At 45.7% G+C, this 22,390-nt stretch carries 18 protein-coding genes; 4 read left to right on the top strand and 14 right to left on the bottom strand.

Going from position 1 to position 22,390, the window contains the following annotated elements; translation table 11 throughout:
- Nucleotides 1-21 precede the first annotated feature (21 nt).
- The 12 genes from ACT89M_RS10850 to rpiA form a co-directional block, all read right to left on the bottom strand.
- Nucleotides 22-684, bottom strand: a complete 663-nt coding sequence (locus ACT89M_RS10850; RefSeq protein WP_253495494.1) for a GDSL-type esterase/lipase family protein — start codon at nt 682-684, stop codon at nt 22-24.
- Between the two features lie 166 nt (nt 685-850).
- A complete protein-coding gene (locus ACT89M_RS10845; protein WP_341181877.1) occupies nt 851-4,018 on the bottom strand; it encodes an MMPL family transporter in 3,168 nt (1,055 codons plus the stop codon).
- Nucleotides 4,018-4,473 (bottom strand): MarR family winged helix-turn-helix transcriptional regulator, encoded by a 456-nt coding sequence (locus ACT89M_RS10840; RefSeq protein ID WP_154886426.1) that lies wholly within the window; start codon nt 4,471-4,473, stop codon nt 4,018-4,020. The genes ACT89M_RS10845 and ACT89M_RS10840 overlap by 1 nt, the downstream gene beginning before the upstream one ends.
- Before the next feature lie 210 nt (nt 4,474-4,683).
- Nucleotides 4,684-5,121 (bottom strand): GNAT family N-acetyltransferase, encoded by a 438-nt coding sequence (locus ACT89M_RS10835; protein ID WP_154886428.1) that lies wholly within the window; start codon nt 5,119-5,121, stop codon nt 4,684-4,686.
- A 22-nt stretch (nt 5,122-5,143) separates the two neighbouring features.
- Nucleotides 5,144-5,857: a class I SAM-dependent methyltransferase gene (locus ACT89M_RS10830; RefSeq protein ID WP_154886430.1), complete on the bottom strand. Its 714-nt coding sequence runs from the start codon at nt 5,855-5,857 to the stop codon at nt 5,144-5,146.
- A gap of 42 nt (nt 5,858-5,899) precedes the next feature.
- A complete protein-coding gene (locus ACT89M_RS10825; RefSeq protein WP_154886432.1) occupies nt 5,900-6,229 on the bottom strand; it encodes a hypothetical protein in 330 nt (109 codons plus the stop codon).
- Between the two features lie 29 nt (nt 6,230-6,258).
- On the bottom strand, nt 6,259-7,206 hold the full coding sequence (locus ACT89M_RS10820; protein ID WP_308722049.1) for an alpha/beta hydrolase: 948 nt from the start codon (nt 7,204-7,206) through the stop codon (nt 6,259-6,261).
- Between the two features lie 83 nt (nt 7,207-7,289).
- Entirely contained in the window at nt 7,290-9,053 is a 1,764-nt protein-coding gene (locus ACT89M_RS10815) for an ATP-binding protein (protein WP_308722050.1), read from the bottom strand.
- Nucleotides 9,054-9,068: 15 nt separating this feature from the next.
- Entirely contained in the window at nt 9,069-10,157 is a 1,089-nt protein-coding gene (locus ACT89M_RS10810; RefSeq protein ID WP_154886438.1) for a cobalamin B12-binding domain-containing protein, read from the bottom strand.
- A 211-nt stretch (nt 10,158-10,368) separates the two neighbouring features.
- On the bottom strand, nt 10,369-10,830 hold the full coding sequence (locus tag ACT89M_RS10805) for a MarR family winged helix-turn-helix transcriptional regulator (RefSeq protein WP_123064387.1): 462 nt from the start codon (nt 10,828-10,830) through the stop codon (nt 10,369-10,371).
- A gap of 15 nt (nt 10,831-10,845) precedes the next feature.
- Complete coding sequence (locus ACT89M_RS10800) at nt 10,846-11,445, bottom strand: GNAT family N-acetyltransferase (protein WP_154886440.1); 600 nt, start codon at nt 11,443-11,445, stop codon at nt 10,846-10,848.
- 34 nt (nt 11,446-11,479) lie between these two features.
- Complete coding sequence (gene rpiA / locus ACT89M_RS10795; RefSeq protein ID WP_154886442.1) at nt 11,480-12,151, bottom strand: ribose-5-phosphate isomerase RpiA; 672 nt, start codon at nt 12,149-12,151, stop codon at nt 11,480-11,482.
- A gap of 510 nt (nt 12,152-12,661) precedes the next feature.
- On the opposite strand from rpiA, the gene ACT89M_RS10790 reads away from it, so the two are divergent.
- Nucleotides 12,662-14,407 carry a methyl-accepting chemotaxis protein gene (locus tag ACT89M_RS10790; protein ID WP_090923961.1) on the top strand — a complete coding sequence of 582 codons (1,746 nt, stop codon included), beginning with the start codon at nt 12,662-12,664 and terminating at the stop codon, nt 14,405-14,407.
- Nucleotides 14,408-14,450: 43 nt separating this feature from the next.
- The gene (locus ACT89M_RS10785; RefSeq protein ID WP_308722051.1) at nt 14,451-18,155 is read left to right on the top strand and encodes a non-ribosomal peptide synthetase family protein; all 3,705 of its coding nucleotides are present in this window, start codon (nt 14,451-14,453) and stop codon (nt 18,153-18,155) included.
- A gap of 158 nt (nt 18,156-18,313) precedes the next feature.
- Here the strand turns inward: ACT89M_RS10785 and ACT89M_RS10780 are convergent, their stop codons facing one another.
- Both ACT89M_RS10780 and ACT89M_RS10775 read right to left on the bottom strand, forming a co-directional pair.
- A complete protein-coding gene (locus tag ACT89M_RS10780; protein WP_253495521.1) occupies nt 18,314-18,934 on the bottom strand; it encodes a TraX family protein in 621 nt (206 codons plus the stop codon).
- A 53-nt stretch (nt 18,935-18,987) separates the two neighbouring features.
- The gene (locus ACT89M_RS10775) at nt 18,988-19,479 is read right to left on the bottom strand and encodes a GNAT family N-acetyltransferase (protein WP_154887396.1); all 492 of its coding nucleotides are present in this window, start codon (nt 19,477-19,479) and stop codon (nt 18,988-18,990) included.
- 270 nt (nt 19,480-19,749) lie between these two features.
- Between ACT89M_RS10775 and ACT89M_RS10770 the strand changes: the two genes are divergently transcribed.
- Nucleotides 19,750-21,195, top strand: a complete 1,446-nt coding sequence (locus tag ACT89M_RS10770; protein ID WP_154886446.1) for a spore germination protein — start codon at nt 19,750-19,752, stop codon at nt 21,193-21,195.
- The gene (locus ACT89M_RS10765; RefSeq protein ID WP_154886448.1) at nt 21,192-22,367 is read left to right on the top strand and encodes a Ger(x)C family spore germination protein; all 1,176 of its coding nucleotides are present in this window, start codon (nt 21,192-21,194) and stop codon (nt 22,365-22,367) included. The genes ACT89M_RS10770 and ACT89M_RS10765 overlap by 4 nt, the downstream gene beginning before the upstream one ends.
- Nucleotides 22,368-22,390: the final 23 nt, after the last annotated feature.

The raw sequence follows: 22,390 nt of genomic DNA, 5'->3' as shown, positions 1-22,390 counted from the left end.
GGGTCTAGTTTTCTTCATGCTTCAAGCAAAAGGAACATAGCCCGTTCGATTCAACTGCTCCGCGATAATCCGGTACCCTCTTGCGTTTGGATGGACTCTGTCCCAGAACAGCAATTCTCGCTCACGTCCTTCAAACTTGTCGTACACCTGAGCACATGCATAGTTACCTGAACCTGCACTATTAAGATAAGAATTGTACTGTCGCACCCAGTATGCAGCTTCGGTTGATTGTGGATACGGGTTGTACAATCCAATGGAACGAACAAAGTACTTCTGATCCCCTTTTAACTGCCGAATTTGTCGCATAACCTGAGATACATGATGACGTGTTTCACCAAGCACTTGTGTCATTTTCCCGGCATTTGGAATACCTCCGCTAGCTTTAAATGTACGGATCAGATCGTTACCACCAATGGAAACCGTAATCATATCTGCTTCACGTATCGCTTGACGCACCCGAGGATGTCCGTTAATCATCTGCTGAAGTTCTGCCGATGTTAGTCCGTTCACACCCAAATTGTCCATAGATACAAATGTACGAAGGTTCATTTCCGCCATACGGCGATAGATTGGAACAAATCCGGTTCCGAGCAAAGCTCCTGTACCTACCGTCAAGGAATCCCCTATAGCTACATAACGATATACCATCCCGCCGCTCCTCTCTCTGCTGATCTCCCTGATCATTCATGAACTCCCTATATCCTATGAAGATCGATTCGACAAAGCGCGGGATAGTGTCCTTAGGCAAACACCAATCTTTGTGTCCATGATGAGTATTATAAAAAAGAAAGCCCCACCACATGATGCGGCAGAGCTTCCCTTCCATATGAAATATCAACATCAATGAGAATCACATACCAACGGTATGATTCGATTCGGAAGATTCCGACTGTTCCTTGTTGCGGAACGGCCACCAATTCGCCCGCCCGAACATCTTCACCATTACAGGTACGAAGAATGGCAGGAATAAGAGGGAATACAGAATCAGACCGCTAAGCACAACGGTAGCGATTTGCATCATCGAGAGTACCCCGGACGGATACATCGCCGCAAACGTCCCGCTTAGAATGACCGCAGCGGACAAGATGACGGTTCCCATGTTTTTCATCGCGTATAACATCGCATCCTGTACTCTCATTCCTTTGTTTTCGTTAAATCGATCCATAAGGAAAATGCTGTAATCAACGCCAAGCGCAATCAGCATAACGAATCCAAAGAATGGCGTAACCCAACTGATTCCGGCATAACCCATGATATTCACAAAGACCACTTCCGTAAGTGCCATCGATGTGAAGTACGCAAGCAGAAGTGAAATAATGAGATAAATCGGCATGATGACGGAACGAAGCAGGATTACCAAGATGATAAATGTTCCTGCGAGCATCAGCATAACGGTACGTGTGTAGTCTTTGTTCGAGATCGACTGCAAATCGGCAAACGTGCTGGTTACACCGCCTACGGCAACATCGGCTTTTTCAAGCGCACTGCCCTGAACTGCACGATGTACTGCCGCTTCGATATCTGGCACACGGTCAATCGCTTCTGTACCATACGGATTCTCAGCAAAAATAACATCCAGCGTCATCGTCTTGCGATCTTTCGATAGATACGTATCAAACACTTTTTTGAAGTCCTTATTATTCAAGGCTTCTTCAGGTACGTACCAGCCTGCGAGATCCGAATCCGGTGAATTTTGCAGTTGTGTCAAATAATCCTGAGCAGAATCCAAGCCACCTGATACTTTCTTGATTCCATCCACACTTTGGTTCAAGCCATCTGTCAATTGTGTTAATTGACCACTGAGATCCGAGAAGCCCTTCTGGATCTTCTCCTGCCCTCCCTGAAGCTGACCCAGACCATTCTGGATAGAAGGGATTTCTTTGATCACCTTACCTTGACCATCGGCAGCCTGTTTCAATCCTGTTTCCAGTTGACCAATACCTGTTACAATCTGACCCAGACCATCGGCCAAAGCCTTCTGTCCGGACGCTGCGGAAGCAAAACCTTCATTCGCTTGATTGATTCCAGCCGCCGCTGCACTCAGATTCGTCTGAATTTGGGAAAGTCCCTGCGCAAGCTGCGCTGTGCCTGAACCGGTTTGACCAATCGTGCCTTTGATGCGTTGATAGTCGGCATCTTGCTGCAATTCAGGGAATCGCTCCTCTAGAGCAGAGAAGGATGCTGTAAGACTCGTCAAAGCTGTTGAAACACCTGTCAATTGCTGCTCCAGTTCCTTCGTTCCATCGCCCAGCGCAGCAACACCTGCTCCTGCCTGACGGTAGGCTTGCAACAACTGATCATTCGCTTTGGCAAGCTGGTCTGCACTCGTTTTGGCTTGTTGAAGTCCGGCTTTGAGATCCCCTGCACCAGATGATCCATCCCGAATGCCTTTTTCAATACGCTTCAGTCCATCGCTTAGCTGTGTAATACCGGATTGCAGCTGGCTTGTTCCCTTGGTTAGCTGACCTGCTCCGTTTGCTGCCTCTTTAAGCTGTGGTTCATTTTTGCTCAATTCATTACTAGCTTTGCTAAGACCATCGCTGATTTTATCCAGACCTGTCTTGCCCTCGCCCAGACCATCCGATAGTGTACCTACCTGTTTGGTTACTTCAAAATCTTTGATCTCATCCCCCGTTGGACGTGTCATACTACGAACACCAGCAACACCGGGAACTTTTTCTACTTCGCGGCTGATCTTCTCTGCCACAGCCATATATTTGGCATTATCCATCGTTTCGTCATTTTGAATGACGATCTGACCCGGCAGGGATTCTCCTGGCCCGAAGCTATCTGAAATAATATTAAAAGCTTTGACCGAATCGTATTTGTCACCAATCTCATCCAGACTGTTGAATGATAATTTCCCGTCATATGTCAACAAAAGAGGCACCGTAACTGCGGCAACAATCAGCAGAGCTGCCCACGGACGTTTAAGTGAGAATTTGCCTGCTGCACCGTAGATTTTGCTCTCGGCATGTTCGAGCGATCCTTTGGATGGCCAGAATAACTTTCTGCCCAGCACAGCCATAAAGAACGGCACAATCGTCACGAGTGCCAGCATCATCACGGCAATCCCTACAGCGACCGCGACCGCAGAACGGTACAACAAAAACTGTGCAAAACCGATGGCCACGAATCCAACCAGCACTGCTAGAGCTGAGAAAAACACCGTTTTACCTGCGGTGCGATATGTAGCAATAATGGCATCCCATGTATTCTCATGGTGTGCTAGCTCTTCCTTGAAGCGGCTGATCAATAGAATGCAGTAGTCTGTACCGATTCCGAACATGACTGCAACCATAAAGATCTGTGTGAACGTGGAGAGCGGGAAGTTAACCCCATCGACCAGGAACGCAACAATCTGCTGGGATACGATGTAACTGATGCCCACCGTCAACAGCGGTACAAATGGAGCTACGAATGAACGGAATACGAGAAAAAGAATAAGTAAAATAAAGACAACCGTAATGTATTCCGATTTCTTGAGTCCTTCTTGGGAACTCTCAATCGTATCTTCATCAATCAAACCTTTACCTGTAATATAATGCTCAACATTCACTGGTTTCAGCGCACCATTCAGATCATTCCGCATTTCCTTTACGGTGCGGTCACCCATTTCAATCGAAAGTGAAGTCAGAATGGTTGTACCATCCTTCGAGATCATCTTATCTGACAGTTCCGGCTGTGTGAAGGGGTCCAGAACAGACAAGATGCCGAGTTTTTCTTTATCGGCCTCGAGTAACTTAACTGCCTTTTCCGCCTCTTGTTTGCCTGTTGTACCAAGACCATCCGGATTATAAAATACCAGTGCGATCGAGGTACCTTTCTGTTCTCCACTTTGAGCTGCAGCTTCATCCAGAATTGCAGCTGCTTTTGTAGAAGAGTACCCCTCAGGAACCGAAAATTGCCCTTTTTCCCGAATTAACTCACTCATGTTTGGCGCGGTAAACATCAATACAGCCGCGGCGACAATCCACAGCCCCATGATCCACCAGCGTCCTTTTAAAATTGCTCTCATTACTTCTCCAGCCCTTCTTCTTGTGTTAGTAACGCTGCAAGCTTCTCAAAAGATTCAATAAAGTTCTGGACCGCTTCTGGTGTAAAATGTTTCAAGTAAGGTTCAAGAACCTTCTGAATCTCCAGCTCAGTCTCCTTGTAAATCTGAAGACCGGCCTCGGTCAGAGTCAGATAGATAACACGACGATCACGTTCATCCCCTGCACGATGCACCAGATTCCGGTCAGCCAGCTTGGTTACCAGAGCCGTAATGCTGCTCTTGCCCACACACAGGAGCTCCGCAAGATCCGACGGGGTGCAGGCAGGTTTTTCATGTATGAGGCGCAGTGCACAAAACTGATCCGTTGTGACCGTTTGCCCTACCTTTTCCCGTATCTGGGTATCAAACCGCTTGTTAACCAGGAAAGACGCATCCAGATAACGATTCACCAAACTTTTGGCATCTGGGATGTTCATATATTTTTCTCCTTTCAAAACTAGTTCACATAACGAACTATTCATTAGTAAAACTATTCTATAATGAAACTATGTTGTGAAGCAATACTTTTTTCCTACTCCTTAAACAAAAAAACAGGACATCCGGCTCAGCACTTTTGCCAAGCCAAATATCCTATCTGATTTAATCGTATATGATTATACGCAAAACGTTTTAAAGCACATCCCTTGCTAAGCTTCCTGCTCATCGTCCTCTTTCTCAAGCACACAGCGGAATCTCTCCACGCCTGGATACAGTTCACCGAGACTATAGACGACAAATCCCGTGTTTCGGTAAAACTCCACCGCTTCCTGATCTGTCTCTGCGATCAAAGTATCCGGATTGTACTCTGCAAGAAGCTGTGAAATCATGCCCCGCCCATAATTTTTGAAACGGTTCTCGGGCAGAACTGCAATATGGCGAATGGTAATTTCGCTCGCTCCCGTATGTTCATAGCCAATTAGACCAACCAGCTGTTCTTCATCCTCATACCCCGTCAGAAACAGGTTACTTTGTGTCACATATTGCTGTACCGTTTCATTAACCTGATCCGGGTCTGGGAATACAGCGTAAGAGAGCAGCTCCTGGACTTCCGGCTCCTGCAATCGTGGCTTCAAATTTTTCAACAAAACAATTCCTCCAATTAAGTATTTAGTCTTTCTGCACAGCAAACCGAAGCAACTCGCAACGAAACTCTGTCGGTTCATCATACTTCTCTTCTTGGATCGTCTGGGTTACATGCTCCTGAAACAGAATGTTCCAGCCCTCGTAGGCCTGTTCCAGTAAAGCAATGACTTCGGATGTCGGCAGGTTCAATTCAATCAATGGCTCAATCTGACGGCCTGTCTGGATTTCTTTTTCTTCCACACTGGTACTCATCGTAATACAATGGATACCTCCGAGCCGGGTTCCCTCTTTTAATCGTTCCACTGTTTCAAGAAAAGCCTCTTTGCTAGATGTGTGTTCGAGACAGGAACAAGCCGCAATAAAGTCGAAAGCTTTCGGTTGAATCCGGTAATGCTCAACATCTGCTTTTTCGGCCTGAACGATGTGATCCACCTCATACTGTTTCGCATACTTGCGAAGTCCGTCTACCGCTTCATCCAACAGATCCACGCCAATAACCTCGCTGTTTGTATCTGCAAGACGTTGTGCAATCGGAATCGTATGTCTGCCCACACCACATCCCAGGTCAAGTACACGTAATTCCTGTTTATGAACAAGCAAACGTTCCAACATCTCCATCACCATAGGCATGGGTCTGGACATCCATGTTCCGTCTTCAAACAATTCATTGTTTTTATAAAAGTTAGAATGATATCCCGCTTCTGCTTGACGAGCAGCCTCAAATTGTTCTTCCCGCATTCAGTTACCTCCTGCAATGGATTTAGACCTTTACAGTAACGTTCACCTAAAAGCGAAGAAAAGAATCATATAAATTACTATCATAATTAAACTGGCCGTGACAAGTATTTTCCCCGCATCCCGTTTACTGGCATAGTCATTAAACAACAGTATTCCACCAATGGTCATCGCAATGGGCGCAAAAAATATCGTCATGATCACGAGCAGCACCATAGAATAACGATCCAATGCCGATTCTTCATACTCCGACATATATGGCTGATCTGGCTTGGCCGTTTTGGTCGTTACCATATTGCCGCACGACTTACATTTGAATTCATCTTCTCCCATAGGTTGATGACAATACGAGCATTCTCTTGAAAAACGTGGCATATCTATCTCCCTCCATCGGTGAACCGGTCTCAAAGTGGCATATGTTTCTGCAAAAAAGCTCCCAGCACCGCTTTATATTTCTCGCGATCAACCTGAAAGGCCGTTCCGTGACCTGCACGAGGAATCGTCAGCAGTTCCTTCTCTGACTTACACACTTCGTACAAGCGATACACCATTTCCGTTGGTACAAACAGGTCCGCCTCACCATGGATGAAGAGCACCGGTACGTTAACTTTGGCTAGTTGCTTCAGTGCAGATGCTTCTTTAAATGAGTATCCGGCCTTCCATCTTGTAATCAAGCTGGTCACCGGAATGAACGGAAAAGGCGGTAGCTTGTACAACTGTTTCAATTGGAATGTCAGTTCTTCCTCAACCGATGTATAGGCACAGTCCGATACAATGGCTCTGACCTGATCAGGCAGCTCTTCCCCGCCTGTCATCAGCACAGTCGCACCTCCCATCGATATGCCATGCAGAACAACATCTGTATTTAGTCCTACATGTCCCAGCACCCATCCGATCCACTGAACATAATCTTTCCGATCTAACCAGCCAAATCCGATGACCTCTCCTTCACTCTGACCATGTCCGCGATCATCCGGCATTAATACGTGATAACCCAGGGTTTCAGCGTAAAATCGGGCGAAGCCCGCCATTTCTCTGCCTTTCCCCGAGTAGCCATGAGCCAGAATAACTGTCTTTGCAGACTTGTTCTTTGAAGGAAGCCAGATGCCAGAGAGTCTCAATCCATCTTGAGACTGGATGGTAACGGTCTTGGTATCCTGAGCATCAAGCCATTGTAAATCAGCAACCGTACTGATCAGTTCATCTTCCACTTCCGTCTTAAGATTGGGGTTATCCGCCAAAAATGTTTTCGGCGTACGCCGAATCGCTGTCTTGAAGAAATAAAGTCCTCCAACCCACAGCAGAGCTATGATGATGATGATGATGAGAGCCGCCAGCCCGTAAAATATCATGTAAAAAATCCTCCATTTCAGTCTATGAGTTAAAGCGACTCCATATTTAAATCAATTATAATGCCGTCATAACCTAGCATGCTTCAACTTTTATTAGCCTGCTGCAGCGCTCCGCAAGCAGCCTGGTACGCGGGAAGTAGCTTATCAAGCAGTGGTTCTGCTTGATGGGTTAGTTCCTGTTTCGCGTATTTCTCAATCTGGCTGAACAACGTTGAGAGATAACTAATTCCGAGGCTTAGACTTCCTGATTTCAAGTCGTGGGCAGTCTCGGCCGCCGCCTTATGATCGGCTGAAACAACATGTCTGCGCAAGTCCTCAATTTTACCTGGCGTTTCCGCCCGGTACATATCCAGCAACATACTGAGCAACGTTTGGCTCCCATCCGTATTTAATTCAGCAATCTCACGGACAACGTCCATATTCAGAATCTGTACAGGTTTCGATGCCGAGTGCCACTTCCGAATGGTCGTATCGAGCACCTCTAAGGTAAATGGCTTACCGATAAAGTCATTCATTCCAGCCTCATAACACTTGTCCTTCTCACTTTGCATTACATTGCCTGTCATTGCAATAATCGGCGTCGATGGACGCATCTCATCCTGCTCTATTGCACGAATCTGGCGTGTTGCTTCAATCCCGTCCATAACGGGCATCATACTATCCATCAAAATCAGACTATATGTTTTATTGCGAAACGCATTCACAGCTTCTTCCCCACTGGATACACATTCGAGTTTAGTAAAACCCAGCTTTTTGAGTTGCAGTTGAACAAGCTGACGGTTAATAACATTATCATCAGCCAGTAGAATGGGCAAGGTGCGAGCATCTTGCTCAGGTGCATCCTTAGAGCTGTTCTTCGTTGCATCACCAACATTGTTTTTGGCATCATTTGTAAGGTTCGAAGTTTCGTCATCTACCGTTAACTGGGCACTCTCTTTGCTTTCCACCATGTGCAGCCCAAGTTCAAGCTCAAACCAGAAAGTGGAACCTCCCCCTTCCTTACTCCTGATTCCGATCTCTCCGTTCATTAATTGAACAAGTGACTTGCAGATCGATAAACCAAGACCTGTACCCTCATACTCTTTCGAACGTCCCTGCTCTGTCTGCATATAGGGTTCGAACAAACTTATTTGATCTTCTTCTGAAATACCAATTCCCGTATCATGCACCTCGAAGCGTACAAGCTGAGTGCGTGCCTGCTGCCTTACAAGCTTAACTTCCACCTTAACAGATCCATCGGTAGTGAATTTGTTTGCGTTCTGAATCAGGTTAATCAGTATTTGTGTAATTCGGGTAGAATCTCCTTCAAGCACGGCGGCGACTTCTGGGTCACAATCCATGATCATGCGATTTCTTTTCTTATCAATCTGGGGCTTAAGCAGACGCAAGATGTAATCCATAATCTCTTGGAGCTTTACCTCTCCTTGTTCAAGACGCAATTGACCTGCTTCAAGCTTGGAAAAATCCAGAAGATCCTGAATTAATTTAAGCAAAAGCTTGGCTGCCTCCTGGATAACAATGACTGAATCCTTCTGCTCCTCCGATAAAGGCGATAACGTTAACAACTCAGCCATCCCCAATATTCCGTTTAACGGTGTCCGAAAGTCGTGGCTGATGACCGCCATAAAAGCACTTTTGGATTCGTCAGATGCTACAGCCTTCTGACGTGCTGACTCAAGACCCGCATTGTTCTTGGAAAGTTGCCGCTGAAGCGTCACAAGCTCATTATTCATATCAGAAAATGCTGAAAGAGTGCGTTCCTCTTGCTCCTTGCTTCGAATCAGTTGGTCAGATAACTGCTCAATCGTTTTACGCAGTCTCTGTATCTCTTCATTGTCACTCGGCATCCCTTCATCCCTTTCCTATTCACTTGCCGTACTTACATTGTCAAGCGACACCGGATGATTAAGCAGACGCTCAGCGATAGCAACAGCCTCTTCTGCTCCAGGTGCATAACCATCAGCACCGACTGTTCGCCATAATTCTTTGTCTATATTAAACGGATAACCGCCAACCATCACTTTGACATGAGCCGTTTCTGCATGGTTACGAATACGTTCAATCAACTCTTTAGCCAGATGAAGATGATAAGTCATCGTCACCGAAATCGCTATTACATCACTCTCATGTCGCTTGATCGCTTCCACAATGCTTCCATTTGGAACATTGGCTCCAAGATAATACGTATCCCAGCCTTCCATTTCGAATACATCTGTAAGCATGCGTAACCCAATCTCGTGCTGTTCACTCCCCACACAGGCTGCAACCAGTTTTTTTCCCTTATTCGGTCCAATCAGCCATCTGGAGTACAAACGAGAAATAAAGGATTGTGTTGCTGCTGTGCAAAAGTGTTCCTGACCAACACTAATCTGTCCCCGTTGCCACAACCGGCCGATCTCGTATTGAACAGGCTGAAAAATGTAGCGATACATATCGCGGATCGTTGCACCATCATTCAGTTCTGACTCTACAATTTCGAAAGCTTCCTTGCGATTATTATCTAGCAAATGTTGCAAATACGTCTTTGCTTCGAGCCCGTAGGGCATGGATGCATGAATAAAGCTGGCCTGGGTATCCATATGCTTCATTACATCGATCCCCATCTCCAGATATTCCAACAGAAACTCACGGTGAGGTTGTTCGATTTCTTCATTTAACGCCTCTTTAATCAACTGAAGATTCATTTCCAGATCTTCCGCAGATACCTGATAGCCGGCAAGCAGAACTTTTAACCACGATATATAGTGAGTGAACAAACCGGGACTTTTCACAAGCACACTTTCTGCCAGATAGCTCAGACTGTACTGTGAGTCCTGCTTGGTTCTTATTTTTCCAATTGGACCGAAACGTTCCATTAAGTCGGGCTGCAACCGATACTGCATTTCGGTTATTTTCTCAGCCAAGATTTCTGCATCTTGAAGTAAACGTTCTCCGGCCTCCCGATGACTCATCGACGCATTCCTCCTTTGCCCTGCATCCTGTGCCGCATAAATCTATATCATGTATATCATTCCGTTTAGGAAACTCTACTAATCTAGTATACATGAAGAGTTCTATATCATTTCGATGATATAAAACAATCTTCCTATATTATGTAGCTATACGCAAGCCATATAGCCAGTATCCGAGGTATGTTGAAGACACAAAAAAAACGGATCCACGTTATATACGCAGGTCCGTTTTGCCTTCTGCAGCAAGCCCTAGTTTCTTAAGTAGGCGTATCGCCTCAACTTTTTCGGATGGTTCAAGCCCCTCCAGAATGTCAATAATGACTTGATGATGCTGTGGAAATATTTGCGTGAATAACTGTTTCCCTTCTTCCGTCAATTCCGCATATATAACCCGGCGATCCTCCTTGGAGGGACGCCGAAAAAGCAAATTCTTGTTTTGTAACTTGTCAACAACATACGTAATATTGCCACTAGACATCAATACTTTTTCACCGATCTTTTGCAAAGCCTGTGGTCCTTTATGATATAACAAGTCAAGTACTCCGAATTCTGTGGAATTGAGTCCATGGCTTTGGATGTCCCGATTGGAACGTGATGTCACTGAATTGTATGCGCGAATAAGAACCACAAACAATTGCAATGACAACTCCCGGTTATCCTCCGTTTTCAGCATTTCTATAATCCTCCATCAGTTATATACATTTCCGTCCGTTTCACCGGATAACTTCTGCTCCCACTCCTCGCGGAGCATGCCCATCCGAATTGAATCATAATACTCTCCAAGAACGAGCCGGCACTTCCGCATCCGCCCCTCGATTTGCAGTCCGATCTTTGTTGCAGCCTGCATCATTCGCTCATTACCAGACCACGTAGTCAGTCCAACCCTCACGATGGGCAGATTTTCAAATAAATGACCTGACCACATATAAAGTGAACGTGTACCGATCCCCCTCCCCCATCGAGAAGATTTGTAGATGATAATTCCCATCTCAAGCCACATCGATAACGGATCTTCAATATAATAACTGATCATTCCAACGATTTCTCCGTCTGCCTCAATGATTCGAAGGGATGCTGGCCGCCCTGCTTTTTGATCTGCTTCCAACCGTGCAAGTGTATGCTGCACAAAACGCTCGTATGGCTCATGCTCCAGCGGATAATAAGGTGCATCCCACTTTTTCCATTCGGGATTGTCATCCTTATAAATCAGCTCATAAAGTTCAGTAAGGTCATCTTGCTCCACGATTCGAAGAACAAGCTCATCATCTCTAAGGGGAAATTCTCTCATTCTAGATCATGACACCAACTTTCCGTCAAATTCGTTACGGACGGTGAAGTTCGTCGATAGTGCCGTCTTCTTTGGCAATGATCACAACGTCCGCCATCTTCACAAATAGTCCATTATCCACGACACCTGGTAACATATTCAGTTGTACGTTAAGTTCGGAAGCATCGGCAATGGCCCCCAGATGGCAGTCTGCAATCAGATTTCCGTTATCCGTAAGGTATTGTTTTTGCCCATCCATCCGCCACTCCGGCTGACATCCCATGTTCTCAAGCGCCTGAAAAGTCCATTCCGATGCAAAGGGTACAACCTCGACCGGTAAAGGGAATTTCCCCAGTTTTTGTACAGCCTTGCTACCGTCAGCAACAATGATCAGCTTATCGCTATTTGCTGCCACTATTTTTTCACGCAATAGAGCTCCGCCACCGCCTTTGATCAGGTTAAAATCCGGATCCACTTCATCCGCCCCGTCAATCGTCAGATCTAGTCGTCCAATCTGGTCAAAAGGAATAATCGGAATACCCCATTCTCGTGCCAGCTTGTCTGAAGCCTCTGAGGTAGCTACTGCCTGAATGTTCAGACCTTCCCGAACCCGCTCCCCAATTCGACATATCGCATAATATGCGGTTGAGCCTGTGCCCAAACCAACTTTCATTCCATCTTCAACGAACGCTGCCGCATGTTCTGCTGCAATCTGCTTCAGATTCATTATTTAACCCCCGCCTGCTCATTAATTTGTATAAACCATTATGTAGTTATTATAGATAAAACCTCATCCGATGTATATCCAAGCTTCCTGAACAGATTAAGATCGGCTTTCTGATGATAAATGGTGTAATTTTTCCCGCTATGTTATAGAATACAGAATGAAACTAAAAAATGGCAATTTTTAAAAATAAACAGTACTAATTACCTATAAAAAGAAAGATATGTCCATAAATACGTAAAATATTAAAAAAGTTTTAACAAAACTATTCAAATTAACGACATTTTACACGACATAATAGATATAGATGTGTTTTAATAATTAGACACACTGGTTTCAAAAGGTACATAAGTCTTGCATAGTGACTAAGAAAACCAAGACCATTGTCGCACTTTCCCTTCAGAAGGAGATGACAGAATGAAGTAACTTTTTGCTCCAAAAGCGCATCTTACAGATTTTTAATTTACAGAAGATCAGGAGTGGAGTTTAGTGAAATCATTGAGTTGGAAAAACATGTCGTTTTTCTCTAAGAACCTATTGCTCTCATTTACCAACATCATCATTATTGGCGTGGCTCTGATTGCAAGCAGTTATTACTTCCAAAGAACGATTCTGGTTGATCAACTGCATGGACAAGTAGCGCAGATTACGAAAAAGTGGGCTCAAGATATCAATGCGGCAGATGTACAAACTGCAATTACAGAGCGCAGCTACGAAGGTACTGCTCAGACGAAACTAAGAGCTTATTTCGACGAAATGCAAAAATATTATCCTAACATTGCACAAGCCTATATCTTCGGTGTGGAGCTTGGCGGCGACAACAAACGGTTAACTTCCCTTGTTGCGATGCCAACAAACCTGAGAGAGGCTTTTCAGAGCGACAATGTAAATATTGGCGATATGTACGAACAACCTGTCGTTGTAGCCAATGCTCTGAAAGAGATGCTAAATACCGATCGTCCAACGTTCACCACCTTTTATTCCGATGACTTCGGAACCTGGACGACCATTGCTTATCCGATCAAAGACAGCAACGGCAAAATTTTTGCATACTTCGCTGTGGATGCGGATGCCAGCGCAGTTCCAAAAGGTCTGAATTCCTTGTTATTAAATGGAGTTATTATTCTGGTAGCGTTCTTGCTTCTGTTCCTCATTATTCAATATCTTGTCGTGAAAAATACCCTCTCTCCGATTCGTCATCTGATCAAAGGCATCGATGAAGTCAGCAGAGGTAATCTGGATGTCAACATCCCGACAGGAAAAGACGATCTGGGACTTGTAAACGAAAAATTCAATGTCATGGTACGCCGTATCAACGACACGATCGTTAAAGTGCAAATGACCTCCCAGGAAGTAAACCAGTCTGCGAAGGAACTCTATGAAGTCTCTGAGCGCAACAGTGAAAATGCAGACTCCATTAACAATAACGTTACTCATATTAGTACAAACATCCGTTCACAAGAACAGGCTACCCGTGATAGTGCACGCGCAATGTCCGAGATGGCTACCGTAATCCAGACCATTGCGAGTAGTTCCGCAAGTGTTGCGGACGAAGCCTATGAGATGGAGCGTCGTTCACAACAAGGTAATACTGTAGTTCGTCAGGTATCCGAGCAAATGAACCTGATTACGCAATCTGTGAAAAATACAGCTTCAGCGATCGAAGTGCTGGAGAGCCGTTCACAGGAAATCGGTGATATTCTGAACATAATCTCGGGGATCTCAAGCCAAACTAATTTGCTTGCTCTTAATGCATCCATTGAGGCGGCTCGTGTAGGTGAAGAAGGAAGAGGTTTTGCGGTAGTTGCTGGCGAAGTACGTAAGCTCGCCGAACAGTCCGAACAGGCAACCAGTCAGGTTGGCGTATTGATTCAAGAGATTCAGGCCGGTATTAAACAAGCTGTACAAGCCATGGAACAAGGTACTTCTGAAGTAGATACAGGTCTCTCCGTAGCGGATCAAACCGGTCAATTATTTGATGAAATCCTGGAAGCAGCGAAAAAGGTATCCCACCAAATCCAGGAAGTTTCAAGTGCAACCCAGGAAATTTCAGCAGGCACAGAAGAGATGACCGCAACAGCGGATGACTTGTCTGCAAGTGTAAGCAAGACAGCTGATAGCAGTGAAAAGATCTCTGTATCTGTAGACGAGCAAAAGGCTTCTCTGATTACGTTGGTAGACTCCTCTACTCGACTCAACGATATGTCTGAAGAACTACAGGAATTGATTTCTCATTTCAATGTAAGCAAACAGCAATAAAAAAATAACTAACACTCGGTTTCAACCAAGGAGGATACCTGAAGTGATTGAAAACCAATCTTTCTCCCACTCCGTGGAATCTGGCTTGCCTGTTCTTCAGATTCCGTTGGATTATGGACGTCGCCAGCAAACATTCTCTTATGAGTCTACTCATATTACATTGAAAGCGTCATTGAGTCGTGAACTTAATCAGAAGTTTGGGGAACAGATGGTGTACCCTGCATTCCTTTCAGCTTATGCAGCCTTGTTATTCCGATTGTCTGCTGAAGAGGAGCTCGCGATTGGAGTACTTGCTCCGGATCAGGCAGCTTCTTATCTTTCATTAGAGCTTCAGGGCAAGACAACTTTCAGTGAATTATTCGAACAGATTACACGGCAACTTCAGATTCCTTATACACAACAAACCGGAGGATATCCTGAGACACTGTTTATGCTAAACAGTGTCCAGTTGCCTCAGGCACCTCAGGTGATGAATTGGAACGTGCGTTATGATCAGAACGAGATGATTCTCGATCTGTTTTATGACCGTTCGTTGTTACAAGAATCAACGATATTGCGATATGCGGAGTATTTTCAAACATTACTTCTCGCTCTCTTGCGTGATGATCACAAAGCAATCGGTGCAGTAGACATACTGACTGCTTCAGACCGATTGCTCTATCGGGAAATGAATGACACCGCGGTACTTGAGCCAGCGCATCCGACCATCCATGGCTGGTTTGAAGCCGTCGCTGCGGCATACCCGAATTCTCCGGCGATTACCTCACTTTCAGCGAGTTATACGTACCGGGAATTAAATGAACGCGCGAATCAGGTTGCTCGCGTGTTAATATCCAACGGATTAAAGCAAGGTGAATTTGTAAGTATTTTTATGGATCGCAGCCTGGATACGATTATCTCGTTGCTCGGTGTTCTTAAAGCAGGCGGTGCCTACGTGCCGATTGATCCCGAACATCCGCAAGAACGGAACAGTTACATTGTCGAAGATACGGCTTCTCCGTTTGTACTGACAACAGAAGCCTCGTTCGATCAAGCTAAAGCATTGTTTTCCGGCATTTCTACGGTACGTCACATTCTTTCCGTGGACGGACGACTTGCAGGATTTGCTGCCAGCAATCCGAACTTGGATATCAAACCTGATGATCTCGCTTACGTCATCTATACTTCAGGCTCTACTGGCAGACCGAAAGGCGCACTGATCGCTCACCGGGGTGTCACCAATCTGGGCAGTGTTGTACAGCGTGACTGCGACATTCAACCTGGCGATGTATTAACGCAGTTTGCCACATACAGCTTCGATGCATCCGTATGGGATACGATCGGTGCTCTGTTCTATGGAGCCGAGCTTTATCTGTTGTCGGCGGAAGAACGAGTATCTATTGAAGAGTTTGCAAGTGCAATCCAAAGAACAGGGACGACCATTATTACGATATTGCCAACGATTTTCTTTAATCAACTGGCCTCTTATCTGTCAGATGAAGGCTTTCATAAACTGGAAAAAGTGCGTATCATCACCGTAGCTGGAGAAGCTCTCTACGGGGAGCAGGTTCGGGCTTTCCAACGCAAATTTGGCAATCAGATTGACATCGTTAATGTATATGGGCCAACAGAATGCACCGTGGCCACCACGACACACCGGATTAGTGAACAGGTCCCGGGACACGTTGTTAATATTCCGATTGGCAGACCTATTCATAATTACAAAGTATACATTGTCAACGAAGAACACCAGCTATGCCCTGTAGGCGTACCAGGCGAAGTGTATATCGCAACTCCTGCACTTGCCAAAGGGTACTTGAACCTGCCGGAGCGCACAGAGCAATCCTTTATTGATAATCCGTTTGCGATTGGTGAGAAAATCTACAAGTCCGGGGATATTGCCAAAATGCTGGATACCGGATTACTGGAATATGTGGGACGCAGTGACTCTCAGCTGAAAATTCGGGGTCACCGAATCGAAATCGGTGAAATCGAAGATCATCTGGCCAGACTGGAACAGATCCAGGATGTTGCCGTTATTGCAAAGAAGGAAGCGGACGGCCAAAACATGCTCGTGGGTTACTTTACGTCCAAAGATGGAAGCACCCTTTCCGTAACGGATATCAAAGCAACACTTTCAGAGAAACTTCCATCGTACTTCGTACCCAAATGGATTTGCCAGCTGGATGAGATGCCTATTGCCCCAACAGGGAAAATCAACCGTAAGGCCATGGTGTCCATGCCACATGCTGAACGTCATACCGATCAGCCAGACCGCGTGATGCCCGAGACAGAAACGGAATCTATACTCTTCCATGCTTGGAAGGAGATTTTACAACACGAAGAGTTTGGTGTCGAAGACAGTTTCTTCAGTATTGGTGGCGACTCCCTGCGAGTCATCCATGTACTGGTTCTTCTGAAACCACATTATCCGCAGCTGAAAATCGCTGATTTCTTTGCAGAAAAAACAATTCGTGCTCTTGCTCGCCGAGCCATACTTTTAACGGAGCAACGTGAACCAGCGAAACGGACAACCACTGCAAATGGCATCATCACGCAACTTTCCGAACATCCGGTGGAACTGTCTACACAGCTTGGATATCCGAACATTCTTCAGCCTGAGCATGTGCTATTGACGGGTGCGACCGGTTATCTGGGCTCACATGTACTGCAACAGTTAATTGTGACGTCTTCGGCACGGATCTACGCGCTTGTTCGTCGCCCAAGCGATGGCACGACAGCAATGGCACGTTTAAGCAAAGTGATGCAAGGTTATTTCGGCAAACAACTTGCTGACCAGCTTGAAGATCGTGTTGTGATTGTTGAGGGGAATTTGGAGGAAAAGAACCTGGGTCTTGACGCTGAGCAACAATCGTTGCTTGAGTCAAGGATTGACCGTATCATTCACTGCGCGGCTGATGTTCGTCATTTCGGGGAGGCGGCGCAGTTCGCTAAAACCAATGTCGAAGGCACAGTTGCTCTGTTAGACCTGATACGTAACAAAAAAGGGGCTTCGTTCCATCACATATCAACGATGGGCATACCCGAAGATCTGGCCCTCAGTGGACAATGGGAATCGACATTGCAATATGACCGTTTCCCGGAAGATTTACATGTGGACAACGTTTACTCCGACAGTAAGCTCGAAGCGGAGAAAGTACTCATGACCGCCGCAGAAGAAGGCGTGCCAGTCAGTATCTACCGTGCAGGCAACCTGACATGTGATTCTCGTACGGGTCGTTTTCAGACCAATATCGATAGCAATGCGATCTACCGCATGATCAAAGCAATGTTATTGCTGGGCAAAGCGCCTGCCGCGGACTGGCTGATGGACTTTACCCCGATCAATTATGCCAGCGAAGCAATCGTGCATCTGGCCTTACGTCAGGATACGGCTGGACGTGTGTTCCACATCTGTAATCCGGAGCCGATCCGGTATGATGCCTTAGTAGAAGCCGTGAAACGTGCAGGTTACGATGTCGAAACGATGCCGTTTGAAGACTATCACCACTGGCTGTTTGATACAACCATTGCCAAAGAGCCAGAAGCTCTGCAACTTGCGATCGCTCAGTTGGAAGGTGACGGAGCGAAGGATTCAGCATATGCGTATGCATCGCCGGTAACAACGGCTTATGTCGAACCAGCAGGAATCTTCTGCGCCAAGACCGATGAGCGATTCATTCATACCATGCTGGGCTATGCGGTTCAGATCGGTTATTTCCCAGCAGCAATTCGTCCGAATTATGGTACAACCACGGTTGCAGATTAAACGATATGTTGGATAACGATATCAATAGAAATTAATAAAGCAAAAGCCACTTTATCGCGTTACGGCGATAAGTGGCTTTTTTGCATAAAGATGAGTCAAAAATGGCTAGCCCGTCATCATAACGTTCCCCTTTATACGCTATCTTTGCATCACAAAAACTATAGCCAGCGGATTATTGCAATGATAGCAAGATGAGCCGGATAGAAATAACGCCAGATCCACCGGGGTCCTTTCAAACGGAAACCTGCTTGGTAGTACTGTGCGATGGCAATACCAGTTGTTGCAATTACGCTGTACATCTGCAGAAAACTATGGTGCAGCATCAGGTAAAAGGCATTTAATATAACATGTGCCATAACCAGCATCGGCCCTTTGAAATAACGGAATAACAGCACGAGAAGCAGGCCATACATACCATAATCCATATGTGACCATTCCATTAACCATCCCGCCCCGATCGCAATCGGGATACTAATCAGCTTCGAAGGAAGCTTATCTAGGGCCAGCAGAACAAGCAGTGCCGACCACAGGGTCCAGACCACATTTAATGAAAAATGATTAAACGCAGCCATAAACGGAACTTGGGAAATCACTGCGATCCAGAATAACCGCCATATGTATTTCTGAACATTACGTGTATGCTTGTAGCCGATAAATACGGCAAAGGCATAGATTGGAAAAGCAATACGACCGATGATTCTCAGTTCAACCACATGTGGAAAAAACACAGCTCCGATATGATCTATCAACATCGTAATCATCGCAATCCACTGCATCATATCTGGTTATCCCTCCTCATCCCGACAATACCAGATGATCTATAGCATTTTAATCAGGATTCATGTTCACGCTCGACGTTACATTCATAATACATGAAGCTCTGATCCTGTGTATATCCTTCGGATTCATATAATGCTTGTGCCTGCCGATTGCTGATCGCCGTAGAAAGTACAATACGAAGAATCTGCTGTTTCTTCGCTTGCTTCATCACGGCCTGCATCAGCTTTCGGGCTATCCCCTGCTGCCGATATGTTGAGTCCACGAACAGGTCGTTGAGAATCCAGATCAGTCCCATCGAGACGGAACTATAACTGGGATAAATCTGTACCAAACCCATGACTGTGTCTGCGACTGAACCTTCTTCTCTCCCTTCGTTACACTCAGCAACAAAAATCATTGATTCTTGCTTACTCATTCGTTCTTTAATGAAAAAGGTCGCTGCCTCTAGATCCGAATGTTGACCATAAAATATGCGGTACTCATTAAAAAGCCTCGATACTTCCGAAATATCATTTAAAGTCGCTTGTCTAATTTTAATTGTCATTCTCTTTGTATTTTCCACGTACTTTTTCCCCCTCTTTCACTTCATTCATTTGCTTACGATACACATCCATCGAATCAAATCTTCCTTAAGTTCATTGTAAAAGAAATCATACCTTTCCCCCATTCATCAACAGGAGTAAAGTTTGCATTTATGTCCCCTTTCCCGAAACATGCCAGGCATAAAGTATATTTCTACCCAATTGTTGCACACTATAGTGATCGTTGTTCACTGACAGATGCTGTTTCATCTTGCAGTCAGGAGGAAAGCTCTATGAAAGAAAACATGCTCTTGCAAGTACAGTCCAGACTTATCGGTGTATCCGATATGATGTACCAGCCACTTCAGATTGGGCCCGTTTCCTGTACCGTGCTCTACATTCAATCCATTATTGATAACCAGGTCCTACGGGAAGCGATTGTCAAACCATTGCTTGAAGCGGCTGTACGAACCGAGGTCGGCTCCGACTTAATCGGCCAGATCGTAAGCGGGACTTTTTTTTCAATCGAAAATAGGCTCGCGGATACTGCGGAACTTGTTGTGAATGACCTTGTTTCCGGGAATGTTGCACTGTGGCTGGAAGGCATGTCAAGCATGCTTGTTTTTTCTATACCTAGTTATCAAAAACGTTCTGTTCCCGAATCCACCAATGAAGTCGTTGTCGTTGGCCCGCAAGAAGCTTTTATCGAAGATATCCACGTAAACATGTCGCTGTTACGTCACAAGATCAAACACCCTGATCTCAAGATGATTCAATTCAGCATCGGAAAATATACAAAAACTGAAGTATATGTAATCTACATTCAAGGACTGTGCAAACCTGATATTTTGGAAAATGTATTGACGAGTCTAGGTGAAATCAACATGGATAGTAGTCTGGGCGTGAGTTACCTCTCTGAATTCCTTGAAGATCATCCGCTCTCTCCTTTTCCACAATATCAATATACGGAACGGCCCGACTCGGTTGCGGCCGCTTTGGTTGAAGGACGGATCGCTGTAATGCAAGATGGTACTCCCTTCTCCCTGCTTATTCCGGTTACGTTCTTCTCTCTGATGCAATCATCCGAGGACTATTATCAGCGGTTTCATTCCGCTACGTTTATTCGGCTGATTCGTTTATTGTTTGCCATCGTCGCTTTCTTGCTACCCTCAGCCTATGTGGCGGTCACGACTTTTCATCCGGAGATCATCCCCACCAACTTGTTAATTACCATTGCATCGGCTAGAGAGAATATCCCGTTCCCGGCGCTGGTTGAAGCACTTCTGATGGAAATTACGTTTGAAGGGCTGCGGGAGGCCGGAATACGTATTCCAAAGCCACTGGGGCAAACGGTGTCCATTATTGGTGGAATCGTGGTGGGACAGGCCGCTGTTCAGGCGGGCATTGTCTCTGCACCTCTAGTCATTATCGTTTCGATTACGGGCATCGCCTCGTTTATCATTCCGCATTTCGAGCTCGGGCTAGCTTTCAGGTTACTGCGTTTTCCAGTGTTACTTATGGGCGGTACCCTTGGTTTGTTCGGGGTGGTCATCTCTGTCTACCTGATCTATTGGTACATGGTGAGTCTTCGCTCGTTCGGCGTTCCCTATATGCAACCCTTTGCTCCTTTCGTCTTGCGAGATCTCAAAGATACATTTATTCGTGTCCCTTGGTTCGGCATGAAAAAAAGAACCCAGGCTTACACACCGGATAATGAACCACGGCAGGATACGACATGAGAAACATCAGGGCTGCGAAAGATACGAATATCCAGCAGTGGTCACTAAAACTTGGACTAATCTGCATGTTTTGCATCGTCTGCACCGGGTGCTGGTCCAAAGTAGAAATTAATGAACGCACCTTTATAACCACTCTTTTTGTTGATACCACAGACAATCCAGGGGAGATCGAGGTCACGCTAAGCATGCCCCTGCCCAATCGTCTGTCTCCCGAAGGAAGCGGAACAGGTAAAGCTCCTTATGCATCGGTTTCCGCAACTGCGCCCACCATTGCTGATGCTATCGAGAAAATTCAGACGGATTTAACGCGGAAAATTTCATGGGGGCATACTCGTGTAATTGTCTTTGGACAAGATTATGCACGGGAGGGAATTGATGACACGATGGCCTGGATTTCACGCCAGCCACTCTTTCATCTAAGCAGTTACGCCATGGTTGCCCAAGGCAAAGCCAAAGACATCTCCGATTTGACACCTGTTTTTGAGGAAACCCCCAGCGATGTGTTACGGGAGTTTTCCACCGAGGAAAATTTGTTAAAGACACAGATGCTGAACATCCTTGCCGCTGACAAAATGAATCAAGGATTTGCCGCCTCCATATTAGACTCCCGGATAAAACCTATGGCGAGCGAAGAAGGCGAAACTAAAAAGTGGGTCAGCCAGATTGGTGGCGCTGTTTTCAGGCAGATGCGAATGGTTGATACGCTGACAGAGCAAGAGGCTCGCGGGGTGGCCTGGGCTTCAGAGAAACTGGATACATTGACACTATCCGTGCGTACACGCAAACAAAAGGCTAGTATGTCACTGTTTGATATGAAGTCCAAGATACAAGCTGAGCTCCGGAATGGCGAGCCTTTTTTCACCATTCATCTTACAGGGAAGGCTGAATTGATCTCCGTGATTCCCGTATTAAAAGTAAAAGATGTCCTCAGTGTTAAGGATATCGAACAAGCCGTCAATGAACAGATTACTGCATACCTAACTTCTGCGTTGCATAAGGCGAAGCGTCATGGGGCGGATATCCTTTCGCTCGGATATCGGCTTGAATGGAGGCATCCTGCAACCTGGAAAAAACTTCGTCCTGTCTGGAACCAGTATGTTAAGAATGAACTGCAGTTTGATGTGCATACCGCTGTCGACATCCAGTTTGTCGGCTCAGAGTCCAGTTTCTAGAATCTAAAATGTACAGCTGTCTG

The organism is Paenibacillus sp. NN59 (assembly GCF_057597225.1).
The sequence above is the reverse complement of the archived record's forward strand: the minus strand, read 5'-3'. Positions and strand labels throughout refer to the sequence as shown.